The organism is Synechococcus sp. RS9907 (assembly GCF_014279615.1).
GTDB lineage: Bacteria > Cyanobacteriota > Cyanobacteriia > PCC-6307 > Cyanobiaceae > Parasynechococcus.
Genome location: NZ_CP047944.1, coordinates 2,328,629 through 2,346,775, shown reverse-complemented (window position 1 = coordinate 2,346,775; position 18,147 = coordinate 2,328,629). Strand labels below are relative to the sequence as shown.

General features: G+C 61.5%; 21 protein-coding genes. 10 read left to right on the top strand and 11 right to left on the bottom strand.

The genetic code is table 11. The features are described from left to right. Positions 1-23: 23 nt before the first annotated feature. Complete coding sequence (locus tag SynRS9907_RS12785) at positions 24-1,208, bottom strand: NAD(P)H-quinone oxidoreductase subunit H (RefSeq protein ID WP_115009907.1); 1,185 nt, start codon at positions 1,206-1,208, stop codon at positions 24-26. A 54-nt stretch (positions 1,209-1,262) separates the two neighbouring features. Here SynRS9907_RS12785 and rsmH point away from each other — a divergent pair, with 54 nt between their 5' ends. Further along, the gene (gene rsmH, locus SynRS9907_RS12780; protein WP_188021268.1) at positions 1,263-2,147 is read left to right on the top strand and encodes a 16S rRNA (cytosine(1402)-N(4))-methyltransferase RsmH; all 885 of its coding nucleotides are present in this window, start codon (positions 1,263-1,265) and stop codon (positions 2,145-2,147) included. Here rsmH and SynRS9907_RS12775 read toward each other — a convergent pair. Further along, the gene (locus SynRS9907_RS12775) at positions 2,144-3,316 is read right to left on the bottom strand and encodes a cysteine desulfurase family protein (RefSeq protein ID WP_188021267.1); all 1,173 of its coding nucleotides are present in this window, start codon (positions 3,314-3,316) and stop codon (positions 2,144-2,146) included. The two genes, rsmH and SynRS9907_RS12775, sit on opposite strands and share 4 nt — an antisense overlap. Positions 3,317-3,342: 26 nt before the next feature. Between SynRS9907_RS12775 and SynRS9907_RS12770 the strand changes: the two genes are divergently transcribed. Genes SynRS9907_RS12770 through SynRS9907_RS12760 form a run of 3 tightly spaced genes read left to right on the top strand, consistent with a single transcriptional unit; the run spans position 3,343 to position 5,588 of the window. After that, entirely contained in the window at positions 3,343-3,855 is a 513-nt protein-coding gene (locus SynRS9907_RS12770; RefSeq protein WP_188021266.1) for a hypothetical protein, read from the top strand. 39 nt (positions 3,856-3,894) lie between these two features. Beyond that, positions 3,895-4,632 (top strand): response regulator transcription factor, encoded by a 738-nt coding sequence (locus SynRS9907_RS12765; protein WP_188021265.1) that lies wholly within the window; start codon positions 3,895-3,897, stop codon positions 4,630-4,632. Continuing rightward, positions 4,629-5,588 carry an RNA pseudouridine synthase gene (locus tag SynRS9907_RS12760; RefSeq protein WP_188021264.1) on the top strand — a complete coding sequence of 320 codons (960 nt, stop codon included), beginning with the start codon at positions 4,629-4,631 and terminating at the stop codon, positions 5,586-5,588. The genes SynRS9907_RS12765 and SynRS9907_RS12760 overlap by 4 nt, the downstream gene beginning before the upstream one ends. Here SynRS9907_RS12760 and bchM read toward each other — a convergent pair. Together bchM and SynRS9907_RS12750 are read right to left on the bottom strand one after the other, a co-directional pair. Next, positions 5,552-6,265 carry a magnesium protoporphyrin IX methyltransferase gene (gene bchM / locus SynRS9907_RS12755; RefSeq protein ID WP_188021263.1) on the bottom strand — a complete coding sequence of 238 codons (714 nt, stop codon included), beginning with the start codon at positions 6,263-6,265 and terminating at the stop codon, positions 5,552-5,554. The two genes, SynRS9907_RS12760 and bchM, sit on opposite strands and share 37 nt — an antisense overlap. Before the next feature lie 27 nt (positions 6,266-6,292). Then, positions 6,293-7,480, bottom strand: a complete 1,188-nt coding sequence (locus SynRS9907_RS12750) for an N-acetylglucosamine-6-phosphate deacetylase (RefSeq protein ID WP_255445920.1) — start codon at positions 7,478-7,480, stop codon at positions 6,293-6,295. An 11-nt stretch (positions 7,481-7,491) separates the two neighbouring features. On the opposite strand from SynRS9907_RS12750, the gene purE reads away from it, so the two are divergent. Genes purE through SynRS9907_RS12735 form a run of 3 tightly spaced genes read left to right on the top strand, consistent with a single transcriptional unit; the run spans position 7,492 to position 9,785 of the window. After that, a complete protein-coding gene (gene purE, locus SynRS9907_RS12745) occupies positions 7,492-8,046 on the top strand; it encodes a 5-(carboxyamino)imidazole ribonucleotide mutase (RefSeq protein ID WP_114987595.1) in 555 nt (184 codons plus the stop codon). Continuing rightward, positions 8,043-8,672 carry an oxidoreductase gene (locus tag SynRS9907_RS12740; protein WP_188021262.1) on the top strand — a complete coding sequence of 210 codons (630 nt, stop codon included), beginning with the start codon at positions 8,043-8,045 and terminating at the stop codon, positions 8,670-8,672. Before purE ends, SynRS9907_RS12740 begins: the two co-directional genes overlap by 4 nt. 21 nt (positions 8,673-8,693) lie before the next feature. Beyond that, positions 8,694-9,785: an AI-2E family transporter gene (locus SynRS9907_RS12735; RefSeq protein WP_188021261.1), complete on the top strand. Its 1,092-nt coding sequence runs from the start codon at positions 8,694-8,696 to the stop codon at positions 9,783-9,785. 220 nt (positions 9,786-10,005) lie between these two features. Here the strand turns inward: SynRS9907_RS12735 and SynRS9907_RS12730 are convergent, their stop codons facing one another. From SynRS9907_RS12730 to SynRS9907_RS12710, 5 genes are read right to left on the bottom strand one after another with little or no spacing between them, the layout of a single operon-like run. Then, complete coding sequence (locus tag SynRS9907_RS12730) at positions 10,006-10,836, bottom strand: sulfotransferase (protein ID WP_188021260.1); 831 nt, start codon at positions 10,834-10,836, stop codon at positions 10,006-10,008. Positions 10,837-10,876: 40 nt separating this feature from the next. Then, on the bottom strand, positions 10,877-11,656 hold the full coding sequence (locus SynRS9907_RS12725) for a sulfotransferase family 2 domain-containing protein (RefSeq protein ID WP_188022484.1): 780 nt from the start codon (positions 11,654-11,656) through the stop codon (positions 10,877-10,879). A 21-nt stretch (positions 11,657-11,677) separates the two neighbouring features. Next, a complete protein-coding gene (locus SynRS9907_RS12720) occupies positions 11,678-12,331 on the bottom strand; it encodes a hypothetical protein (RefSeq protein WP_188021259.1) in 654 nt (217 codons plus the stop codon). 18 nt (positions 12,332-12,349) lie between these two features. Continuing rightward, positions 12,350-12,985 (bottom strand): adenylyl-sulfate kinase, encoded by a 636-nt coding sequence (gene cysC, locus SynRS9907_RS12715; RefSeq protein WP_188021258.1) that lies wholly within the window; start codon positions 12,983-12,985, stop codon positions 12,350-12,352. A gap of 31 nt (positions 12,986-13,016) precedes the next feature. Further along, on the bottom strand, positions 13,017-13,343 hold the full coding sequence (locus SynRS9907_RS12710) for a translation initiation factor (protein ID WP_188021257.1): 327 nt from the start codon (positions 13,341-13,343) through the stop codon (positions 13,017-13,019). Between the two features lie 98 nt (positions 13,344-13,441). Between SynRS9907_RS12710 and trpB the strand changes: the two genes are divergently transcribed. Then, complete coding sequence (trpB, locus tag SynRS9907_RS12705; RefSeq protein WP_188021256.1) at positions 13,442-14,698, top strand: tryptophan synthase subunit beta; 1,257 nt, start codon at positions 13,442-13,444, stop codon at positions 14,696-14,698. Positions 14,699-14,708: 10 nt separating this feature from the next. On the opposite strand, the gene hrcA is transcribed toward trpB, so the two are convergent. Continuing rightward, the gene (hrcA, locus tag SynRS9907_RS12700; protein ID WP_188021255.1) at positions 14,709-15,683 is read right to left on the bottom strand and encodes a heat-inducible transcriptional repressor HrcA; all 975 of its coding nucleotides are present in this window, start codon (positions 15,681-15,683) and stop codon (positions 14,709-14,711) included. Next, on the bottom strand, positions 15,683-16,039 hold the full coding sequence (locus SynRS9907_RS12695) for a rhodanese-like domain-containing protein (protein WP_114987584.1): 357 nt from the start codon (positions 16,037-16,039) through the stop codon (positions 15,683-15,685). The genes hrcA and SynRS9907_RS12695 overlap by 1 nt, the downstream gene beginning before the upstream one ends. Positions 16,040-16,092: 53 nt before the next feature. Between SynRS9907_RS12695 and SynRS9907_RS12690 the strand changes: the two genes are divergently transcribed. Both SynRS9907_RS12690 and sixA read left to right on the top strand, forming a co-directional pair. Then, positions 16,093-17,673 carry a DUF3352 domain-containing protein gene (locus tag SynRS9907_RS12690; RefSeq protein ID WP_255445919.1) on the top strand — a complete coding sequence of 527 codons (1,581 nt, stop codon included), beginning with the start codon at positions 16,093-16,095 and terminating at the stop codon, positions 17,671-17,673. Beyond that, positions 17,651-18,136: a phosphohistidine phosphatase SixA gene (gene sixA, locus SynRS9907_RS12685; RefSeq protein ID WP_188021253.1), complete on the top strand. Its 486-nt coding sequence runs from the start codon at positions 17,651-17,653 to the stop codon at positions 18,134-18,136. The genes SynRS9907_RS12690 and sixA overlap by 23 nt, the downstream gene beginning before the upstream one ends. Positions 18,137-18,147: the final 11 nt, after the last annotated feature.

The following is an 18,147-nucleotide window of genomic DNA, read 5'->3' as shown; positions in this document are numbered from 1 at the left end:
CGCCGCAGAAAACGGTTCAGAGATCAGCGATCCACCGATCCCATGATCACGTCGATGGAACCGAGGATGGCCATGATGTCGGCCACCTTGTGTCCCTTGAGGATGTGGGGAAGGATCTGCAGGTTGTTGCTGTCGGCAGCGCGGATCTTGAAGCGCCAAGGGGTGACGTCGTTGTTGCCCTGGATGAACACGCCGATCTCGCCCTTGCCTGACTCCAGCCGGGTGTAGAGCTCGCCGTTGGGGATCTTGAAGGTGGGCGCCACCTTCTTGGCCACGTACTGGAAGTCGAAACCAGCGGCGTCGCTGCCCTTGCCTTCGTTGAGGCGCTTGGCCTCGAGGTTTTCGGTGGGGCCGCCGGGGATCATGTCGCAGGCCTGGCGCAGGATCTTGAGCGACTGGCGCATTTCTTCGATGCGCACGCGATAGCGGGCGTAGCAGTCGCCTTCCTTCTCCCAGGCCACCTGCCAGTCGAAGTCGTCGTAGCACTCGTAGTGATCCACCTTGCGGAGATCCCAGGGCACGCCGGAAGCGCGCAGCATCGGTCCGGAGAGGCTCCAGTTGATGGCGTCTTCCTTCTCGATCGTTCCCAACCCTTCAATCCGGCGCCGGAAAATCGGGTTGTTGGTGATCAGCTTTTCGTACTCATCGATCTTGGGGCCAAACCAGTCGCAGAAATCACGGCATTTCTCCAGCCAGCCCCAGGGCAGATCTGCGGCAACGCCGCCGATGCGGAAATAGTTGTTGTTGATCAGCCGCTGGCCGGTGGCGGCTTCCCACAGGTCGTAGATCATCTCCCGCTCGCGGAAGATGTAGAAGAACGGGGTCTGGGCCCCCACGTCTGCCAGGAAGGGTCCAAGCCAGAGCAGGTGGTTGGCGATGCGGTTGAGTTCCAGCATCAGCACCCGGATGTAGCTCGCCCGCTTGGGCACCGGGATGTTCGCCAGTTTTTCCGGGGCGTTCACGACGATCGCCTCGTAGAACATCCCCGCCGCATAGTCCATGCGGCTCACGTAGGGCACGAACATCACGTTCGTGCGGTTCTCGGCGATCTTCTCCATGCCGCGATGGAGGTAACCGATCACCGGTTCGCAGTCGACCACATCCTCACCATCAAGGGTGACCACGAGCCGCAGCACCCCGTGCATGGAGGGGTGGTGGGGCCCGAAGTTCACCACCATGGGCTCCGTGCGCGTTTCCAGCTGCGTCATGGGAGCCATGGTCCGATCGATGAGTAGATCTTAAGGAGTCTTCGCCTGCGGCTTGTGCCCCCCTTCAGCCATGTGCCCGTGCTGGCCGATGCGGTGCTGGATGCGGCCCGGCAGATTCCCCGTGCGAATGGCCTGTTGATCGACGCCACCCTTGGCGGCGGCGGCCACAGCGCCCTGTTGCTGGAACAGCATCCCGGCCTGCGCCTGATCGGACTGGACCAGGACGCCACGGCCCGGGCCGCGGCAGCGGAGCGTCTGGCCCCGTTCGGCGATCGCGTCTCGATCGTGGCCACCAACTTTGCCGACTATGTGCCGCCCGAGCCCGCCGTGATGGTGCTGGCGGATCTGGGGGTGAGCAGCCCGCAGCTGGATGTGGCGGAGCGGGGCTTCAGTTTTCGCCTGGATGGTCCCCTGGACATGCGGATGAATGCCGGCGGGGAGGGGGAGACCGCGGCTGAACTGATTGATCGCCTGGAGGAGAACGAGCTGGCGGATCTGATCTATGGCTACGGGGAGGAGCGGCTCTCCCGTCGTATCGCCCGGCGGATCAAAGCGGACCTCAAGGACAAGGGCTCCTATGAGGGCACCGCGGCCTTGGCCTACGCCGTGGCCGGTTGCTATCCCCCCAAGGCGCGGCGGGGGCGGATTCACCCCGCCACCCGCACCTTTCAGGCCCTGCGGATTGCGGTGAACGATGAGCTGGGGGTGCTGGATCGCCTGCTGCAGCAGGCCCCCGACTGGCTCGAGCCCGAGGGGCTTCTGGGAATCATCAGCTTTCATTCCCTGGAAGACCGTCGCGTCAAGACCGCCTTCCTGCGCGATGAGCGCTTGCAGCGGATCACCCGCAAGCCGGTGGTGGCCACCGAGCAGGAGGAGGAGGCCAATCCCCGCAGCCGCAGTGCCAAATGGCGTGTGGCCCAGCGTGTGGCCCCTGCTTAGCGACCGCTGAGGAACCCGGCGGCAGCTGCGGCGTCGGTGATCGCTGTGATGGCCTGATCCACGTCGCTGGCTGTGGTCTCGCGCCCCAGGCTGAGACGCAGGGAGGCTTCGGCTTCTGCCCGCGATCGGCCGATCGCCTGGAGCACGTGGGACGGCGCGCCGTTGCTGCAGGCGGAGCCACTGCTGCAGGCCAGGTGCGGGCGCAGGGCCCGGTGCAGGCGGCTGCCGTTCACCCCGGGCAGGCTGATGTTGAGGTTGTGGGGCAGGCGCGGCTGCAGGGCCCCATTGAGCAGCACGCCGGGGAGGCGCTGCTGCAGGCCCTCCCACAGCTGATCGCGCAGGTGCTGAAGATGGCTGTTGCGCTGCTCCTGTTCCTGCAGCGCAAGGCGGGCGGCGGCGGCAAAGCCCACGATCAAGGCGGTGGGTAGGGTGCCGGCCCGGAGCCCCGCTTCCTGGCCGCCCCCCCACTGCAGCGGTTCGATGGCGATCTCCTCCCGCAGCACCAGGGCGCCGATGCCCTTGGGTCCGTAGAGCTTGTGGGCACTGAGGCTGAGCAGATCAACGCCCAGGGCATCAGGTTTCAGCGGCAGCGTCCCGAAGGCCTGGGCTCCATCGCTGTGCAGGGTGATGCCATGGCGGCGGCAAACCGCTCCCAGTTGCTCGAGCGGCTGGAGCACGCCGATTTCGTTGTTGGCCGCCATCACGCTCACCAGCCGCGTTTCGGGGGTGATTGCCTCCTCCAGCTGCTCAGGGCTGATCAGTCCATCGGGGCCTGGGGTCAGCAGCGTGACGCTGAAGCCTTCCCGTTGCAGTTGCTGGAGTGGATCCAGCACGGCGTGGTGTTCGGTGGCCACGCTGATCAGATGGCCGCTCCCCAGGGCGCGGGCATGGCCCAGCAGCGCCAGGTTGTTGGCTTCCGTGGCACCGCTGGTGAACACCAGCCGTTCCGGTTTCACCTCCAACGCCTCCGCCAGCTGGCGCCGCGCCACGTTCACCGCGGCAGAGGCGCTGAGGCCGAGCCGATGCTGGCGGCTGGAGGGATTGCCCCAGTCCGCACTCCAGAAGGGCGCCATCGCCTCCACCACCTCAGCCGCACAGGGGGTGGTGGCCTGGAAATCAAAGGCGAGAGCGGAGCCGCTCAGGACGATGCAGGCAGATGTTGCGATCATGGTGCTGCATTGCGAACAGCACAGGCATGGGTCTGCGATTGCCGATGGCTCTGCTGGGCCTGGGCGGGCTGATCTGGACGCAGCCCGTCTGCGGCTTCGATCGTGAGCAGGTGCTGGAGCAGATGCGGCGGTCGCGGCCAGCCGATCTCAAGGTGCTGATCGAACGCCCGGCCCCCGTCGGCACCCTGTCGATCGGGATCTACGCAGTGAAACCAGCCTCGTCCAATCCCGATACCCGCAGTTATCAGCTGTGGGAGGAGTCGGCGTCGGATCTCAACGTCTACGTGGAGAGCGTTAATTGCTCCCCTGAGAAGCCCTTGCGGGTGAAACGCACGCCGTCGATGGTCTACGTGCGCACCCTCAATCCCGGCGGTCCGATCACTGACGTGAACCGCGAAGATCACCTGGTGTGGTGGGCGGCCTGTGTGCCGGAGGTGGCGGGAACCGACCCTGCCACGTTGCGTCAGAAGGCCCTGGATCTGGGCTTTTCCACCCTGATTCCCGAACAGCAGGAGCAGTTACCCGCACTGGCCCGTTGAGTCCGCTCTCCATACATTGCGGCCAGAGCGATTCCAGCCATGAGCGACGCGCCCACCCCCACCGCTGAATCTGAAGAGGCCGCGGCGCCCGCCCCGCGCCTGTTGCTGGTGGACGACGAGCCTGGTCTGCGCACGGCGGTGCAGGCCTACCTGGAAGACGAAGGCTTTGAGGTGACCACCGCGGTGGACGGGGAGGAAGGCTTCGTCAAGGCCCAGCAGATGCTGCCGGATGTGGTGATCAGCGACGTGATGATGCCGCGGCTGGATGGTTATGGCCTGCTGCAGAAGTTGCGCGCCGATGAACGGCTTGGCGGCACCCCGGTGATTTTCCTCACCGCCAAGGGCATGACGGCGGACCGCACCCAGGGCTATCTGGCCGGGGTGGATGACTACATCCCCAAGCCGTTCGATCCCGATGAGCTGGTGGCGCGGGTGCGCAACGTGGCCCAGCGCCAGCAACGGCTGCTGCAGGAGGCAGCGCGCTTTGCGGATACCGATATGGGCCAGATGGCCAAGCAGATCACCGAGATCCGTTCGCTGCTGGCCCAGGCCGAAGCGTTGCCCTCCACCGAGCCGGTGGTGCACAGCTTCACGCCGCGGGAGGCGAGTGTGCTGCAGCTGGTGGCGGAAGGATTGATGAACAAGGAGATTGCCCGGCAGCTGGAGACGTCGATCCGCAACGTGGAGAAGTACGTGAGCCGGCTGTTCAACAAGACGGGCACCTCCAGCCGCACGGAACTGGTGCGCTACGCCCTGGAGCACCGTTTGGTGACTTGAAGGCGGGCTGGCGCGAGGCGGCGTTCAACAACGGTTGGACCTACCGCGACCGGGTGCCGCGGGCCGCTGCCGGCACCTTGGTGAGCGAATGGCTGGCGGATCGCTACCGCCACTCTGATGCTGTGTTGTGGCAGCAGCGGATCGCCGCCGGTGAGCTGGATTGGAACGGAGCGCTGCTGGCCATTGATCGAGCCTTGCAGGGCGGTGAGACCCTCTGTTGGCGGCGTCCGCCCTGGTTGGAGCAGGCGATCCCCGATCAATGGGAGACGATCCACGACGACGGCGACCTGTTGGTGATCAACAAGCCTTCCGGTTTGCCGGTGATGCCCGGTGGTGGCTTCCTGCGCCACACGCTCACGGCCTTGCTTGAACCCACCGGGGCCCGGCCGGTGCACCGCCTGGGGCGCTTCACCTCCGGTTTGCAGGTGTGTGCCCGCACGCCGCAGACCCGCGCCCTCTGGTCGAAGCAGTTCCGGCCCGACGGCGGCTGCCGCAAGGTGTATCAGGCCTGGAGTGAGCGGGTGCCCGGGTTGGAATTGGGGCAGTGTTTGACGGTGAGCAGTGATGTGGTGGAACGGCCGCATCCACTCTTGGGCTGGATCTGGGGGCCGGAACCGTTCGACGATGCGCCGATCCGCAAACGGCTTTCCGCCCACTCCGAGCTGGAGCTGTTGGAGCGCACGGCCGAGGGCGATCGCCTGCAGGTGACGATCACCACTGGTCGGCCCCATCAGATCCGCATTCATCTGGCGCAACTGGGCAGTCCGCTGCTGGGGGATCCGCTTTATCTGATGAATCGCGAGATTTCAGCCACCGCAACGCCCGGTGATGGGGGCTATCGGTTGCATGCCTGGCGGCTTTCGGGTCTCCCTCACTTGAGGGAGATCAACCTCCAGGTGGAACCCCCAGGTGAGGGAGATCAGGCCTTGCGGAACTCGATCAGGCGCGAGAAGTAGAAGGGGGCCTTGTTCAGGCTGCGGCGTACCAGCTTGAAGCCGCAGGCTTCGGCTGCTTTCACGATGCCGTCTTCCTTGAGGGTATAGGCCCGGGTGGTTTTGCTGGGGCCGGGGAACAGCTGGCCGATGCCTTTCAACAGCGCCAGCAGCGGGGTGTAGGGAGCAAAGCTCACGATCAGGCGCTCTTCGGTGAGGCCGCAGAGGTGCTTCACCATCTCCTCAGCCGGTTGCTGGGGGTAGTGGATGAACACATCCAGGCAGCACACCGTGTGGAACGAGCCGCTCAGGCTTTCCAGGTCGCTGGCGAAGAAGTTCAGCTTGGCCATGTCGAGGCCGGCCTCGCGGGCCCGGCGCTCGGCTTCCTTGGCCATGGCCTCGGAAATGTCGCTGGCGCTGATGGAACCGGCCCCCATCGCCGCCAGCGGCAGGCTCAGGCTGCCAACACCGCAGCCTGCGTCGCAGAAGCTCGCCTGGCTGAGTTCACCGCTCTCCTTGATCCAGGCCAGCACTTCATCCACGGTTTTTTGGTGACCGATACGGATGTTGCGCTGCACCTTGTTCACCTCATCGCTGTCGCTGTAGATGCGGTTCCAGCGGTCGAAACCCGTGGTTTCGAAGTAGCCCTTCACCTCCTTCTTCTCGGCCTGTTTCTGCTCCAGCAGCTGATCGGGGGCCATGGCGGAAGGGTTTGCGTCGGCGGGATCCTAAGCAGCGCAGGCCCAGTGCAGCTCACCCTCCTTCAGCTGCCAGCGCAGCAGTTGCGTCAGTGGCCGTCCCATCAGGGCATCCATGCACCCCGTTGCATCGCCGATCACCCGCCGCGGTGCCACTGTTGCGCTCCAGATCGCAGCCCTGGGGGCGTCACTCCAGCGGGCCAGCCGTTTCACCCCCTCCAGTTGCGGCAGGGTCACTCCCGCCAGGGTGCCGTCTTCGAGACGACAGGTGCCGTTCTCCACCCGCAGCACCCGCTCGTCCCAGCGGTGCTCTCCGTCGGCCAGGCCGTAGGGGGCCAGCGCATCGCTCACCAGCACCGTCTGCTCCGGTGCCAGCCGTTGCAACAGCACCGCCATCGTGGGGTGCACGTGCACGCCATCGGCGATCAGCCCCAGGGCCACCCCTCCGCGCCTGCAGGCTTCCCCAAGAGGGCCGGGTGCCCGGTGGTGCAACCCCGGCATGGCATTGAAGGCGTGGGTGAGCATCGCCACTCCCTGATCGAACCCGGTGCTGGCCTGTTCGGCCGTGGCGGCGCTGTGGCCGAGGGCCACGCTGATGCCCAGCTCCCGCAGTCGCCCGATCACCGCAGCGGCTCCCTCCAGTTCGGGGGCCAGGGTCACCAGGGCAATCTCCGTTTCGAACCCACCAATCCGTTCCTCGAGAGCCTCCAGGCTGGGGCTGGCCAGGTGTTCACGGGGATGGGCACCGCGGCGGGCTTCGGCCAGAAAGGGACCCTCCAGATGGGCCCCTAGCAGCCGGCAACGGCCAGGCCGGTGCTGTTGCCGCGCCTGCCGCAGCACGGCCAGGGCCTGGCGCAGCGGCGTGATGCCGCAGGTCACCAGGGTCGGGGCGATGGCTTCGACCCCATCGCGCCACAACAGCTCGAGGAGTTGTTCCAGCCGGGGCAGATCCCTTTCACTCAGTTCCGGGAAGGCCAGTCCCAAACCGCCGTTGATCTGCAGGTCCACACCCCGGGGGCTGAGCCAGTCGCCGTTCCAGTCCGCATCGGTTTCTTGAGTCTCTTGTTGCGCCTTGCCGCCCATCGCCTCGATGCGGCAGATCAGACCCTGCTCGTCCAGGTCGATGGCATAGCGCTGGTCTCCGTCCCCCGGCAGGGGACCCGGAAGTCGAACGTTGGTGATCCGGTGCATCAACGCAACACTGGCTTCTGCAGCCATGGGGGGAGACGATGGCAGTCTTGCCCCTCTGCGTTGTGCCGCCAGTGCTCCCCCGTGTTGCCGTTGTGATGGGCAGTGACTCTGACCTGCCCACCATGGAACCCGCCGCCGCCATCCTGCGCGAGCTGGGGGTGGAGGTGGAGGTTCGGGTGCTCTCGGCTCACCGCACCCCTTTGGAGATGGTGAACTTCGCTCAAGCGGCCCGGGGTCAGGGGTTTGGGGTGATCGTCGCCGGCGCCGGCGGGGCCGCCCATCTCCCCGGCATGGTGGCTGCCCTCACCACGCTGCCTGTGATCGGCGTGCCGGTGAAAAGCCGGGCCCTGTCCGGGGTTGATTCCCTCCACTCGATCGTGCAGATGCCGGGGGGGATTCCTGTGGCCACCGTCGCCATCGGTGGGGGCCTCAATGCCGGCTTGCTGGCGGCGCAGATCCTTTCGGTGGCCGACGCTGACTTGGCCCGGAAACTTGAGGATTACCGCAGCAGCCTCCACGATGCTGTGGTCGCCAAGGATGCGCGCCTGGTTGATCTGGGCAGCACGGATTACCTCTCCCAGATGACTTCATGAGTGTTCCCGTTCGTTCCACCCTGCGATCCACGCTGCTTTGGGCGGTGGTGCCGGCGGCCATCGTCTATGCGGTTGCCCTGGTCTGGAGCGGAGCTGAGGGCATCAGCGCCAAGCTGGTGCTGAAGGACTTGGCCCAGTCCTGCAAGGCGCCTTTGGGAGAAGGTTTCCTCTCCAGCGTGGGCTACCTGCTCTGGATGGCGCCGGCGGCCATTGCCTTGTTTGCGGCGTCCACCCGGCAGATCCAAGGCTCCGTTCTGAACCGTCAATTCGCCTTCTGTGGGGGTGGATTCTCGTTGTGGCTCTGCCTTGACGACATGTTCCTGGTGCATGACCGCTACCTCGGTGAGGCGTTCCTCTACATCACCTACGCCTTCTTCACCGGGTTGCTTTTGTTCCGCTTTCGTGGCCCTCTGCGGCGCTTCGGTGGCGACACCTTTCTGGTGTCCGTGGTGTTGTTGGGCCTGTCGGTTCTGACCGATGCCCTCCAGGGGCTGTGGCCGAATTCCTACGAAACGGTGCAGATCTTTGAGGAGGGATTCAAGTTCCTCGGGATTGCCGCCTGGCTCAGTTTCTGGTGCCATTACGTCAGTTCCGCCTCCAAGCCGGCCGCCGTTGAGCAGCACTGATCGATTCGCGTCATCGCCTCGATGACGCCCTGGCCGGCCTGGTTGCGGCTTGGTCTTCTGCTGCCTGTTCTGGGCTTGAACGCCTTTGTGCTGAAGCGTTTGCTGGTGCAGTTCGCCCCATTCCCCGGGCTGTTCCTCACTGCGGCCTTGATCGCCTTTTTGCTGGACCTGCCCTGCCGCTGGCTCGCGCAACGGGGTCTTCCCCGCGCCTGGGCCATCGTCAGCGTGGTCCTGGTGACCCTCGGGCTGCTGGTCTGGGCCGCTGTGGCCCTGGTGCCTCTGCTGATCGAACAGCTCAGCCAATTGCTCAGTGCCTCGCCGTCTCTGCTCACGGCGGCGGAGCAGTGGATCGATCGGGGTCAGCTCTGGGCGCTGGACCATGGCCTGCCGGCTGATTTCGCTGACCTCAGCAGTGATCTGGTGGCCCAGTTCAGCCGTCTGGCGACGCAGTTGAGCCAACGCCTGTTGGGCCTGCTGGGGGCGACGGTGGGCACCACGATCAATGTGGTGATCGTGCTGGTGCTGGCGGTCTTCCTGCTGTTTGGGGCGGATCCGATCGTCGATGGTCTGGCCCGCTGGCTGCCCGACCGTTGGCGGGATCTGGTGCAGACGACCCTCGAGCGCACCTTTCGGGGCTATTTCGCCGGCCAGGTGGTGTTGGCGCTGATCCTCAGTGGTGGTCAGCTCCTGGTGTTCACCGCCCTGAACATTCCCTACGGCGTTTTGTTCGCCGTGCTGATCGGCTTCACTACCCTGGTGCCCTATGCCAGTGCCGTGTCGATCGTCTCGGTCAGTGCGGTGCTGGCGGTTCAGGCCCCCCGCACAGGCCTTGAGCTGCTCGCCGCGGCAATCGTCGTCGGTCAGATCGTGGATCAGGTGATTCAACCGCGGCTGATGGGCAGCATCGTTGGCTTGCAACCGGCCTGGTTGCTGATCGCCTTGCCCATCGGCGCCCGGGTGGGTGCGCTGTTTGGCGTGGGGGATCTGCTGGGACTGCTGTTGGCGGTGCCGGTGGCCAGTTGCATCAAAACCCTGGCGGATGCCGCCAGGACTGGTGACGTCGACCTCAGGCGGCGGGAATCACCCCTTTCCCGTAGTGAGGACCGACGATGAACTGCTTCTACAGTTAGCTCAATCGAGGAAGGAGGATTGGTTGCCAAGAACAACGTTGTCAACTATTGATCTGTCAATGGGACTTAAGACTATGAATATGTCAGGATCAAAAATTTCTCTAGAAAGGTTCCAAGTTTTTTCAATGCGTACGTAAATTTTCACGCTGATAAAAGTATAAAGTGATGTCGATAGCAATATTTATCTAATAAGAAGAACCTTTTTAAGTGCAATTTGACGAGAAATCACTGCCGAAAAATCTTGCAATAAATTCTTTTTCGGGTCGCAATTCCCGTTCAATACGCTCTTTTGTCTCCGTTGGGATTGTAACGGATTTGCTTGTTTGGTGATATGGCTTCGAAAGTAATTCGTTGTAATCTCCTTGCGGTATTCCAAGATGTTCTTCAATTCGTCGCATGAATTTCTGGGGGTCACTCTTTACTAATCCAAAAGGTAAATAGATGATCTTCTCCTTGCTGCTAAGAATTTGATTCATTATGGGTATGTGTCTGCTGTAACGGCCGCGATCAAGCTGCATCTTTAACCATCGATCAATAATCATCGATTCACTTTCACCTCTTTTGCTCCTCCTCTCTAGTGACATTCTTAGGGAGCTCAGTGCGCGATTGACCGGGTCGCGGATTATGTATAGATATTTGGTGTGTGGAAGGAGTTCATTCATTTTTGCTAGTTTGATTAAACCCATGCTTCCGTAACTTGGAGTTATTTCCCACGTTTTTGATGCATTAGGGGCGAGGGAAAAAAGCTCTAAGTAGTCTTCAAAAGTTATTCTTTTTGACTTGATAATTTTTTGAGACAATTCTGAAGTAATTTTTAATTTTCCATCTCTTATCTTTTGCTTTATTTTTTTAAGACGGCGCTTGCTTAGTGAGGCTGAGTAGATTTTCTTTTCATTGTCAGAGAAACTTGCTCCATCAAAAAAATGGAGCTCTTTGATTCCAGGGTTCCACAGGTTTGGGTGAACTTGAAGGCATTGTGAGAGCCAAGCCGTGCCTGCTTTCTGTGCGCCGATGCATATGAAGTCAGGACCCATTATCAAGCTGAATAATATACCTAAACTTTAGCATAAGTTGTCAAAAAGTATTCTCGCTTCCGCCATTGCTGAATAATCTTTGTTTTTTGATTTTTGCTTCGGTTAGAAACTTGTATATCTCTATATCTTGGGAGTAGTGTTGGTTGAGGTTTTCGATTGCAAGATCGCTTAAGGTGGTGTCGCTTTTTGTGGTATTGGCTTGGTGCGTTACAGCCCTATCTGTTGAGAGATTAAGTTCTTTCTTGAAATGAAGATTTTGGAGTAAAATTTGAAAATCTTCGCGCAAGGTTTCTTGTTCTAAAATGAAAAGAAGTTTATGTACGCGCTTTTCAAAGTAGGAAGGATTTGCAATCCATTTTGAAAGGGATGACTTTACATGTCTGATATTTTTCATTGCGCGCTTAGCTCTTCGTCGAATCTTTGGGTTGTCGGAGCTAAGTGCTTCAGCTAATTCATTTGGTGTGTTGAAGTGTTTAAATGCTCGCTTTTCTTTTATATTCCATGGGATATTGTAGCGAGGTTTGCCCTGTCTTTTGCGGCTGTAAAAGCCGCTCACGTATCTTGATATTGGGTTGCGTATGCAAAAGAAAAACCAGTCTGATTCGGGTATTTGTTTAAGTGTTTTGCCATGACCATGGAGAATGATTTGATCAAACCTGCCACTTAAGCGCTTGATTTCCAGTTCTGTGTTGTCTTTTAGTTTGTTGGCATTTGCGTAAATGTCTTGCTCCTTGATAGCCCTCTTTAATGCTTCTTTGATGGCGCTTCCACCGGTTTTGCCGATGTGTAAAAATGTACTTTTGAAGGCATTGTTTTGAATGAAACGAAAAGATGGATTGAATCAGAATATTTTGCTTATTCTTATAATTTGATCATGATTTGCCTTATTGTAATGATCTAAAATTGTTGTATATATTTCAATCCCTTTGTGGAATTCTGTGCTGGCATTGTTGAGCTCTGAGAGGGCGATCTCGTGAAGCTGCGATGTATTTAACTGTGGTGTTTCGATGTTGGAGGTGTTTTTTTTTGAAAACCCATGCTTAAGACTGAACTTATTTTGAAAAAACGTCTCAAGTCTTGAAAGGTGGTCTATTGGGACAACAAAGTCGACAAGAAAATTGTTGGCAACATTTTCATAGTAAAAGCTTACAGGGCATCGCTGCATTTGGGACCTGCAAAAGCTTCTGAAATCTGTTTCTCCTAGATATCTTTTTGGTCTTTTGGATTTAAGCCTTGGACGACTCCTGTATGTGTACCAGCTGATAATTTTTTTAACTGGATCGCGTGCTGTGCAGATTTTTTTAAAAAAAGGTGTATTGCATTCAGTTTTCAAAAAGGATTCCAATTTCTTGAAATTTTTTGGTGTTGTGTGTTTGCCTAGCTTTGTGGAGGTAATGCTGATTTCGCAATATTTGGAGATATATTTTTCAATGCTTGTTGTGGCGCATTTCGGGTTAGAGAAAAAGGCGAACTGATGTTCAAGAGATACAAGCATTGTTGATTTTGATTCCTGTCAGATGACGCTGTTTTCTTGTAGGGCTTTGATGACGAGCTCTACAGATTGCCCCAGCTCTTGCTTGCCTGTATCGATTTTTAATTCTGGATTCTCCGGTGCTTCGTAGGGGCTGGAGATGCCTGTGAATTCCTTGATCTGGCCTGCCCGTGCCTTGGCGTAAAGGCCTTTCGGGTCGCGGGATTCGCAAACCTCGAGATCGGCGGCGCAGAACACCTCGAGGAAGTCTCCGTCGCTCACAAGCTGCCTGGCTTTGTCCCGGTCAGCACGGAAAGGGGAGACAAATGCGGTTAGAACGATCACCCCGGCATCGAGAAACAATTTGGCAACTTCGCCAATTCGGCGGATATTTTCTTCTCGGTCGGCATCGGAGAAGCCCAGGTCTTTGCAGAGGCCATGGCGAATGTTGTCGCCATCCAGCACGTAGGTGGCCAGTCCTCGTTCAAACAGGGCTGCATTGACGGCATTGGCCAGGGTGCTCTTGCCGGAGCCAGAGAGTCCGGTGAACCAAAGAATGGCGCTGCGATGTCCGCGTTGCTTTGAGCGCTCGTCGCGGCCCACGGAGGCCTCATGCCAGGCGATGTTGGTGGACGCACCCTTGTTGGTGAGTTCTCCGTAGGTCTGACTGGCGGTCATGGCCTCAGCGTGAAGTGTTGGTAATTATCCCCTACCCTCCTGCCCGTTTCGGCCGGTATCCCTCTTTGTTGAGCAGCTCGAGCGTCAGATCCACCTGATCCCCTTGTAGTTCGATCATGCCGCCCTTGACGGTCCCGCCACTGCCGATGCGTGTTTTGAGCTTCTTCAGCAGCGCCTTGAAGCCCGCAGCATCCAGCTCCAGCCCACGGATCACCGTCACGGTTTTGCCCCCTTTGCCACCGCGGGTGGGCTGCACCCGCACCATTTGCTGCGCCTTGGCTGTGGGCTCAGCCGCAGGGCCGCTCGGTCGCTGCAGGCTTTCGGCACTGCTGAATTCCTGCCAGCCTCCCTTCGCCATCCATCCGTCGCAAGCGGATTTCATTGTCGATGACCGCCCATGCGGCACCCATGGCGTGACCGGCTGCTTACGCTGAGCCGACGCTCCGCCGTGGATCCGTGACCAGCACCCTGCCCAACGCCAGCACTCCGGATCCCTCCAGCCTGCAGCCAGCGGTGCGTCCCGGTGCCCATGGCCGCTTTGGGCGATTCGGTGGCCAGTACGTGCCCGAGACCCTGATGCCGGCCTTGGCGGAACTGGAGCAAGCGGCGGCTCAGGCCTGGAACGATCCGGCCTTCACCGCCGAGCTCAACCGCTTGCTCAAAAACTACGTCGGGCGGGCGACACCGTTGTACGAGGCCGAGCGTCTCACCGCCCACTACCGCCGTGCCGACGGTGGCCCCCGCATCTGGCTCAAGCGGGAAGACCTGAACCACACCGGTGCCCACAAGATCAACAACGCCCTGGGGCAGGCCCTGCTGGCCCTGCGCATGGGCAAGAAGCGGATCATTGCTGAGACCGGTGCGGGGCAGCACGGCGTCGCCACGGCCACGGTCTGTGCCCGCTTCGGTCTGGAGTGCGTGATCTACATGGGCGCTGAAGACATGCGCCGTCAAGCTCTCAACGTTTTCCGCATGCGTCTACTGGGCGCCACGGTGCAACCGGTGACGGCCGGCACCGCAACCCTCAAGGACGCCACCAGTGAAGCGATCCGCGATTGGGTGACCAACGTCGAGACCACCCACTACATCCTTGGATCCGTCGCTGGTCCGCACCCCTATCCGATGTTGGTGCGGGATTTCCATGCTGTGATCGGCGAAGAGTCCAAGCAGCAGTGTCAGGAGGCCTTCGGCCGGCTGCCCGACGTGCTGATGGCCTGCGTTGGCGGTGGCTCCAATGCCATGGGCCTGTTCCATCCCTTTGTTCAGGACACGTCTGTGCGGCTGATCGGTGTTGAGGCCGCTGGTGATGGTGTGGCCAGCGGTCGCCACGCCGCGACGATCACCGAGGGTCGTGCCGGTGTGCTGCACGGCGCCATGAGCCTGCTGCTGCAGGACGGCGACGGTCAGGTGATGGAGGCCCATTCCATCAGCGCAGGTCTCGATTACCCCGGAGTGGGGCCGGAGCACAGCTACCTGCGGGAGATCGGACGTGCCGAGTACGCCGCAGTCACCGACCAACAAGCCCTCGATGCCCTGCGCCTGGTGAGTGAGCTTGAGGGCATCATTCCAGCCCTGGAAACCGCCCATGCCTTCGCCTGGCTTGAGCAGCTTTGCCCCACCCTGGCCAATGGCACCGAAGTGGTGATCAACTGCTCTGGCCGCGGCGACAAGGACGTCAACACCGTGGCGGAGAAGCTGGGGGATCAGCTCTGAGGCTTCAGCTTCAGGCCAGCAGTAATTCCAGGTGGCGGGCCACCCTCTGTACGGCAGCCCGTGCCGTGGCATAGGCCATCCGCATCGGCCCCACCAGGGCTACATGGCCGAGCCCCTCGTTGCAGCGGTAGGGCGCCTGAACCACGGCACAGGCCTCCAGGGCTGGCTGCGGATGTTCGTCGCCGATCCACACCCGTGCGGATTCACCGCGGCTGATCAAGGTGGCGGGTTGGTCATCGATCAGTTCCAGCAGCGGCCGAAGGCTGGAGGTGCTTTCAAATTCCGGTTCGCTCACCAGCCTGGAAAGGCCATGCACCACCACCTGTGTGGAGTTGGCGGGGGTGGGCTGGTCCAGGGCGCTGCGCAGCACAGCACCGCTGCGTTGCAGCTGCCTGGGCAGTGCGTCCCAGTTCAGTTCGCCCTGCTCGAGCTGGGCCGACGCCCAGCGTTCCATCGCGGTGAGTTCAGCTTCAGCTCCGTGGGGCAGACGCAGGTTGAGGTGGCTGGCGCGGCCATTGGCTTCCACCAGCATCACCAGCAGTCGATCACCGCTGGGCACCAGACGGATCGTCTCCAGTTGCTGGTTCTCCTGCTGCGGTTGGGTGATCAGGCTCATCAGACCGGTGAAATCCGTCAGCCGCCGAGCCAGATGCATCAGCAGGTCGTCCAAACCGGCCCAACGAAGACTGAGGCCGGTGAGCTCCCGTTCCAGGTGTTGAACAGCGATGCCAGGTTCCGGCAGCAACGCGTCCACGTAGTGCCGGTATCCCATCGGACTGGGAACGCGTCCAGCGGACGTGTGCGGTTGATGCAGCAGTCCTCGGCGCTCAAGCGCCCCCATGGCGGAGCGAACGGTGGCGGAGCTGGCGGGAATGCCGAAGCGTTGCACCAGGGTGCGGCTGCCCACCGGTTCCATCGTGTCGACGTAGTGGTGCACCGTCGCCTGAAGCACCTGTTCTTGCCGAAGGGACAGGGGCTTGCTCATCAGTAGCGGGGAACGCTGGGATCCACCTGAAGGCTCCAGGCATCAATGCCTCCCTCAAGGTTCCACACCTCCAGGCCCCAGGGTTGGTCCAGCAGCCACAGGCCGAAGTGGTAACTGCGCACGCCGGCATGGCAGACCACCACGACGGGTTGATCGGGGTTGAGGTCGGCCTGCAGTGTTCCAAGCCATGCATTGGATTGGCTCAGGGGGCGGTGCAGCACCGCACCTGGGAAGGCGGCGATCGCAAGCTCAGCCTCCTCGCGCACATCCACCAGTTGCGGAGAAGGACGCTCGCTTTGCAGCCATTGCTGCAGTTCAGAGGCTTGGATTGGTTGTGGTTGTTGGGATTGGCCCATGGCGCCATTCTGCGGTGATGGACAAAGATGAGGCGACCCGAGACCGCCGGCCCATGAAGGCCCGCCCCTTCCTCAGCGCTGCCGGTGCTGTGCTGCTGTCGCTGCTTCTGCTGGCCGTTGGCCTGCTCTGGACCATGAACCGCCAGAGCCCCCTGCAGCTGGCGGAGCAGCCGTTGCATCTGCCTCGGGCGGCCCGGTTCGTGCCCCGGGATGCTGATCTCTCGCTCCATTGGCTGGCCGATCCAGGACGGCTGCCGGCCTATGCCCAGGCCGTGGCCCCTGCCTCTCAACGCCGCGATGCCCGTGATGGTGCCCGGCAGTGGCGTGAAGGCGTCTTTGCCTTGGCGGGCCTCCAGTTCGCCCTTGAGCTGGAGCCCTGGCTTGGTGAGGAGGTCAGTCTCACCCTCACCGATGGAGCCTCCAACGCCGGTTGGGTGTTGGCTTTGACCAGTCGGGATGACGACGGCGCCCGGCGCTTTCTGCAACGGTTCTGGCAGACCCGCAGCCTGGCGGGCACCGACCTGCAGATCAGCAGTTACCGCGGAATCGGTGTGATCAGCGGCCAGGGGGCGTTTGTGGGGCATGACCCCCAACCCCTGGCCACGGCCTTGATTGACGATGATCTGCTGCTGGTGGCCTCAGGCCGGGGCGTGCTGGAGCAGGCCCTCGATGTCTCTCAGCTCCCGGATCAGCATCAGCTGGGGGATCAACGCCTGCAGCGTCAGGTGGCTGAGCTCGGTGAAGGCGTGGCTCTGCTCACGGCATCTCCCCACGCCCTCGAGCATTGGTTGCAGGTGCCCGAGCTGGTGGCTCAGCGGGACGATCTGAGCGGACTCGTGGCATCACTGCGACCGGAGGGTTCAACCCTGGCGGTGGATGGGCGCCTCGGCTTCCGGCAAGCCCTTGACTCCGCCCCCTGGCCTGGGCTCACGGATCTGACGGCGTCGGCCGGAGGCCATGCCCGCTGGCTGGCTCAGCTGCAGAGTCCATCCCGTCTGTTGGATCCCAGCGAAAGCCATCCGCTGGCCCAATGGTTCGCTCCATGGCTGAAGAAGCACTTGGCGGGCCAGCCGGCGGCAGAGGCTGTTGTGGGAGCCGATGACGGTCCTCTGCTTTGGCAGGACCAACCCCAGGGCTGGCTGCTGGCCACCCGCCCGCAAAGCCCCTCCAGGGATGTGGTGGATGCGCGTCTGCAGGAGCAGGGCCTGACCCGTTCTGAACTGGAGGGGGATGGCGAGGCGTTGAGCGTGTGGACGCGGCTGGTGCGCCAGCGGGGACGCCAGCCGGGGGTGGATGCTCAATTGGCTGTGGCTCAGGTGCGCTCGTCTGCGTTGAACTGGTGGGGCGAGTCTCTGATGGCGTTGGCGCAGCGCCAGAACGGGCGTGCTCTCCAGCCCCGCTTGAACCAGTGGCAGGAGCTCACAGCCTCCGCCCAACCGGCGCAGGCCCTCCTGCTGGCGGATGAGCCTGCCCGTGCACTGTTGGGGCAATGGCGGCCCTGGGCCCTGCTGCAGGTGATGGCGGGGCGGCCGCTTCAGGATCAGGTCCGCGGCCTTGCGGTGGCCGTCGACGTTGATCGTCAGGAGCAAGGCAGTACCGAGATTCCCTTGCATGCCCGGCTCGAACTCGGCTGACCTGGTTCTGTTGCGGCATGGCATCGCCGAACCCCGCCAGGCAGGGCGTGATCATCCGGATCGTGCCCTGACCGCCGCTGGCCGTCAGCGCACCCGGCTGGTGATGGCGGCCCTGGTGAAACGGGGTCTGCGCCTGGATCGGCTGTTGACCAGTCCTTACCGCCGGGCCCTGCAAACGGCTGAACTGGCGCTGGAGGCGGGGCTCGCCTCCACGCTCGCGCTTGACGAACGACTCGAGCCGGGAGGGGACCTGGCAACGGTGCTCACGCCGTTCGATGGGGCCATCGGCCTGGTGGGCCATGAGCCGGACCTTGGCGATCTGGCCTGCGGTCTTCTGGGGTGTCCCCAGGGTGCCCTGGTGCTGAAGAAAGCCGGCGTGATCCAGCTGCGTCGTTCCGCGGGCCAGTGGCAGTTGAAGGCCTTGCTCCGACCGGCCCTGTTGATTGACGAATTAAGTTGCTGAGAGAGGCGATC

What these genes read in the sequence shown, in the direction of transcription:
- SynRS9907_RS12785 (WP_115009907.1), bottom strand. Translation starts at nt 1,208, where the DNA reads ATGACGCAGCTGGAAACGCGCACGGAGCCCATGGTGGTGAACTTCGGG.
- SynRS9907_RS12775 (WP_188021267.1), bottom strand. Translation starts at nt 3,316, where the DNA reads ATGATCGCAACATCTGCCTGCATCGTCCTGAGCGGCTCCGCTCTCGCC.
- SynRS9907_RS12770 (WP_188021266.1), top strand. Translation starts at nt 3,343, where the DNA reads ATGGGTCTGCGATTGCCGATGGCTCTGCTGGGCCTGGGCGGGCTGATC.
- SynRS9907_RS12765 (WP_188021265.1), top strand. Translation starts at nt 3,895, where the DNA reads ATGAGCGACGCGCCCACCCCCACCGCTGAATCTGAAGAGGCCGCGGCG.
- bchM (WP_188021263.1), bottom strand. Translation starts at nt 6,265, where the DNA reads ATGGCCCCCGATCAGCTGCTGGAGCAGAAACAGGCCGAGAAGAAGGAG.
- SynRS9907_RS12750 (WP_255445920.1), bottom strand. Translation starts at nt 7,480, where the DNA reads ATGGCTGCAGAAGCCAGTGTTGCGTTGATGCACCGGATCACCAACGTT.
- purE (WP_114987595.1), top strand. Translation starts at nt 7,492, where the DNA reads ATGGCAGTCTTGCCCCTCTGCGTTGTGCCGCCAGTGCTCCCCCGTGTT.
- SynRS9907_RS12740 (WP_188021262.1), top strand. Translation starts at nt 8,043, where the DNA reads ATGAGTGTTCCCGTTCGTTCCACCCTGCGATCCACGCTGCTTTGGGCG.
- SynRS9907_RS12735 (WP_188021261.1), top strand. Translation starts at nt 8,694, where the DNA reads ATGACGCCCTGGCCGGCCTGGTTGCGGCTTGGTCTTCTGCTGCCTGTT.
- SynRS9907_RS12730 (WP_188021260.1), bottom strand. Translation starts at nt 10,836, where the DNA reads ATGGGTCCTGACTTCATATGCATCGGCGCACAGAAAGCAGGCACGGCT.
- SynRS9907_RS12720 (WP_188021259.1), bottom strand. Translation starts at nt 12,331, where the DNA reads ATGCTTGTATCTCTTGAACATCAGTTCGCCTTTTTCTCTAACCCGAAA.
- cysC (WP_188021258.1), bottom strand. Translation starts at nt 12,985, where the DNA reads ATGACCGCCAGTCAGACCTACGGAGAACTCACCAACAAGGGTGCGTCC.
- SynRS9907_RS12710 (WP_188021257.1), bottom strand. Translation starts at nt 13,343, where the DNA reads ATGGCGAAGGGAGGCTGGCAGGAATTCAGCAGTGCCGAAAGCCTGCAG.
- hrcA (WP_188021255.1), bottom strand. Translation starts at nt 15,683, where the DNA reads ATGAGCAAGCCCCTGTCCCTTCGGCAAGAACAGGTGCTTCAGGCGACG.
- SynRS9907_RS12695 (WP_114987584.1), bottom strand. Translation starts at nt 16,039, where the DNA reads ATGGGCCAATCCCAACAACCACAACCAATCCAAGCCTCTGAACTGCAG.
- SynRS9907_RS12690 (WP_255445919.1), top strand. Translation starts at nt 16,093, where the DNA reads ATGAAGGCCCGCCCCTTCCTCAGCGCTGCCGGTGCTGTGCTGCTGTCG.
- sixA (WP_188021253.1), top strand. Translation starts at nt 17,651, where the DNA reads ATGCCCGGCTCGAACTCGGCTGACCTGGTTCTGTTGCGGCATGGCATC.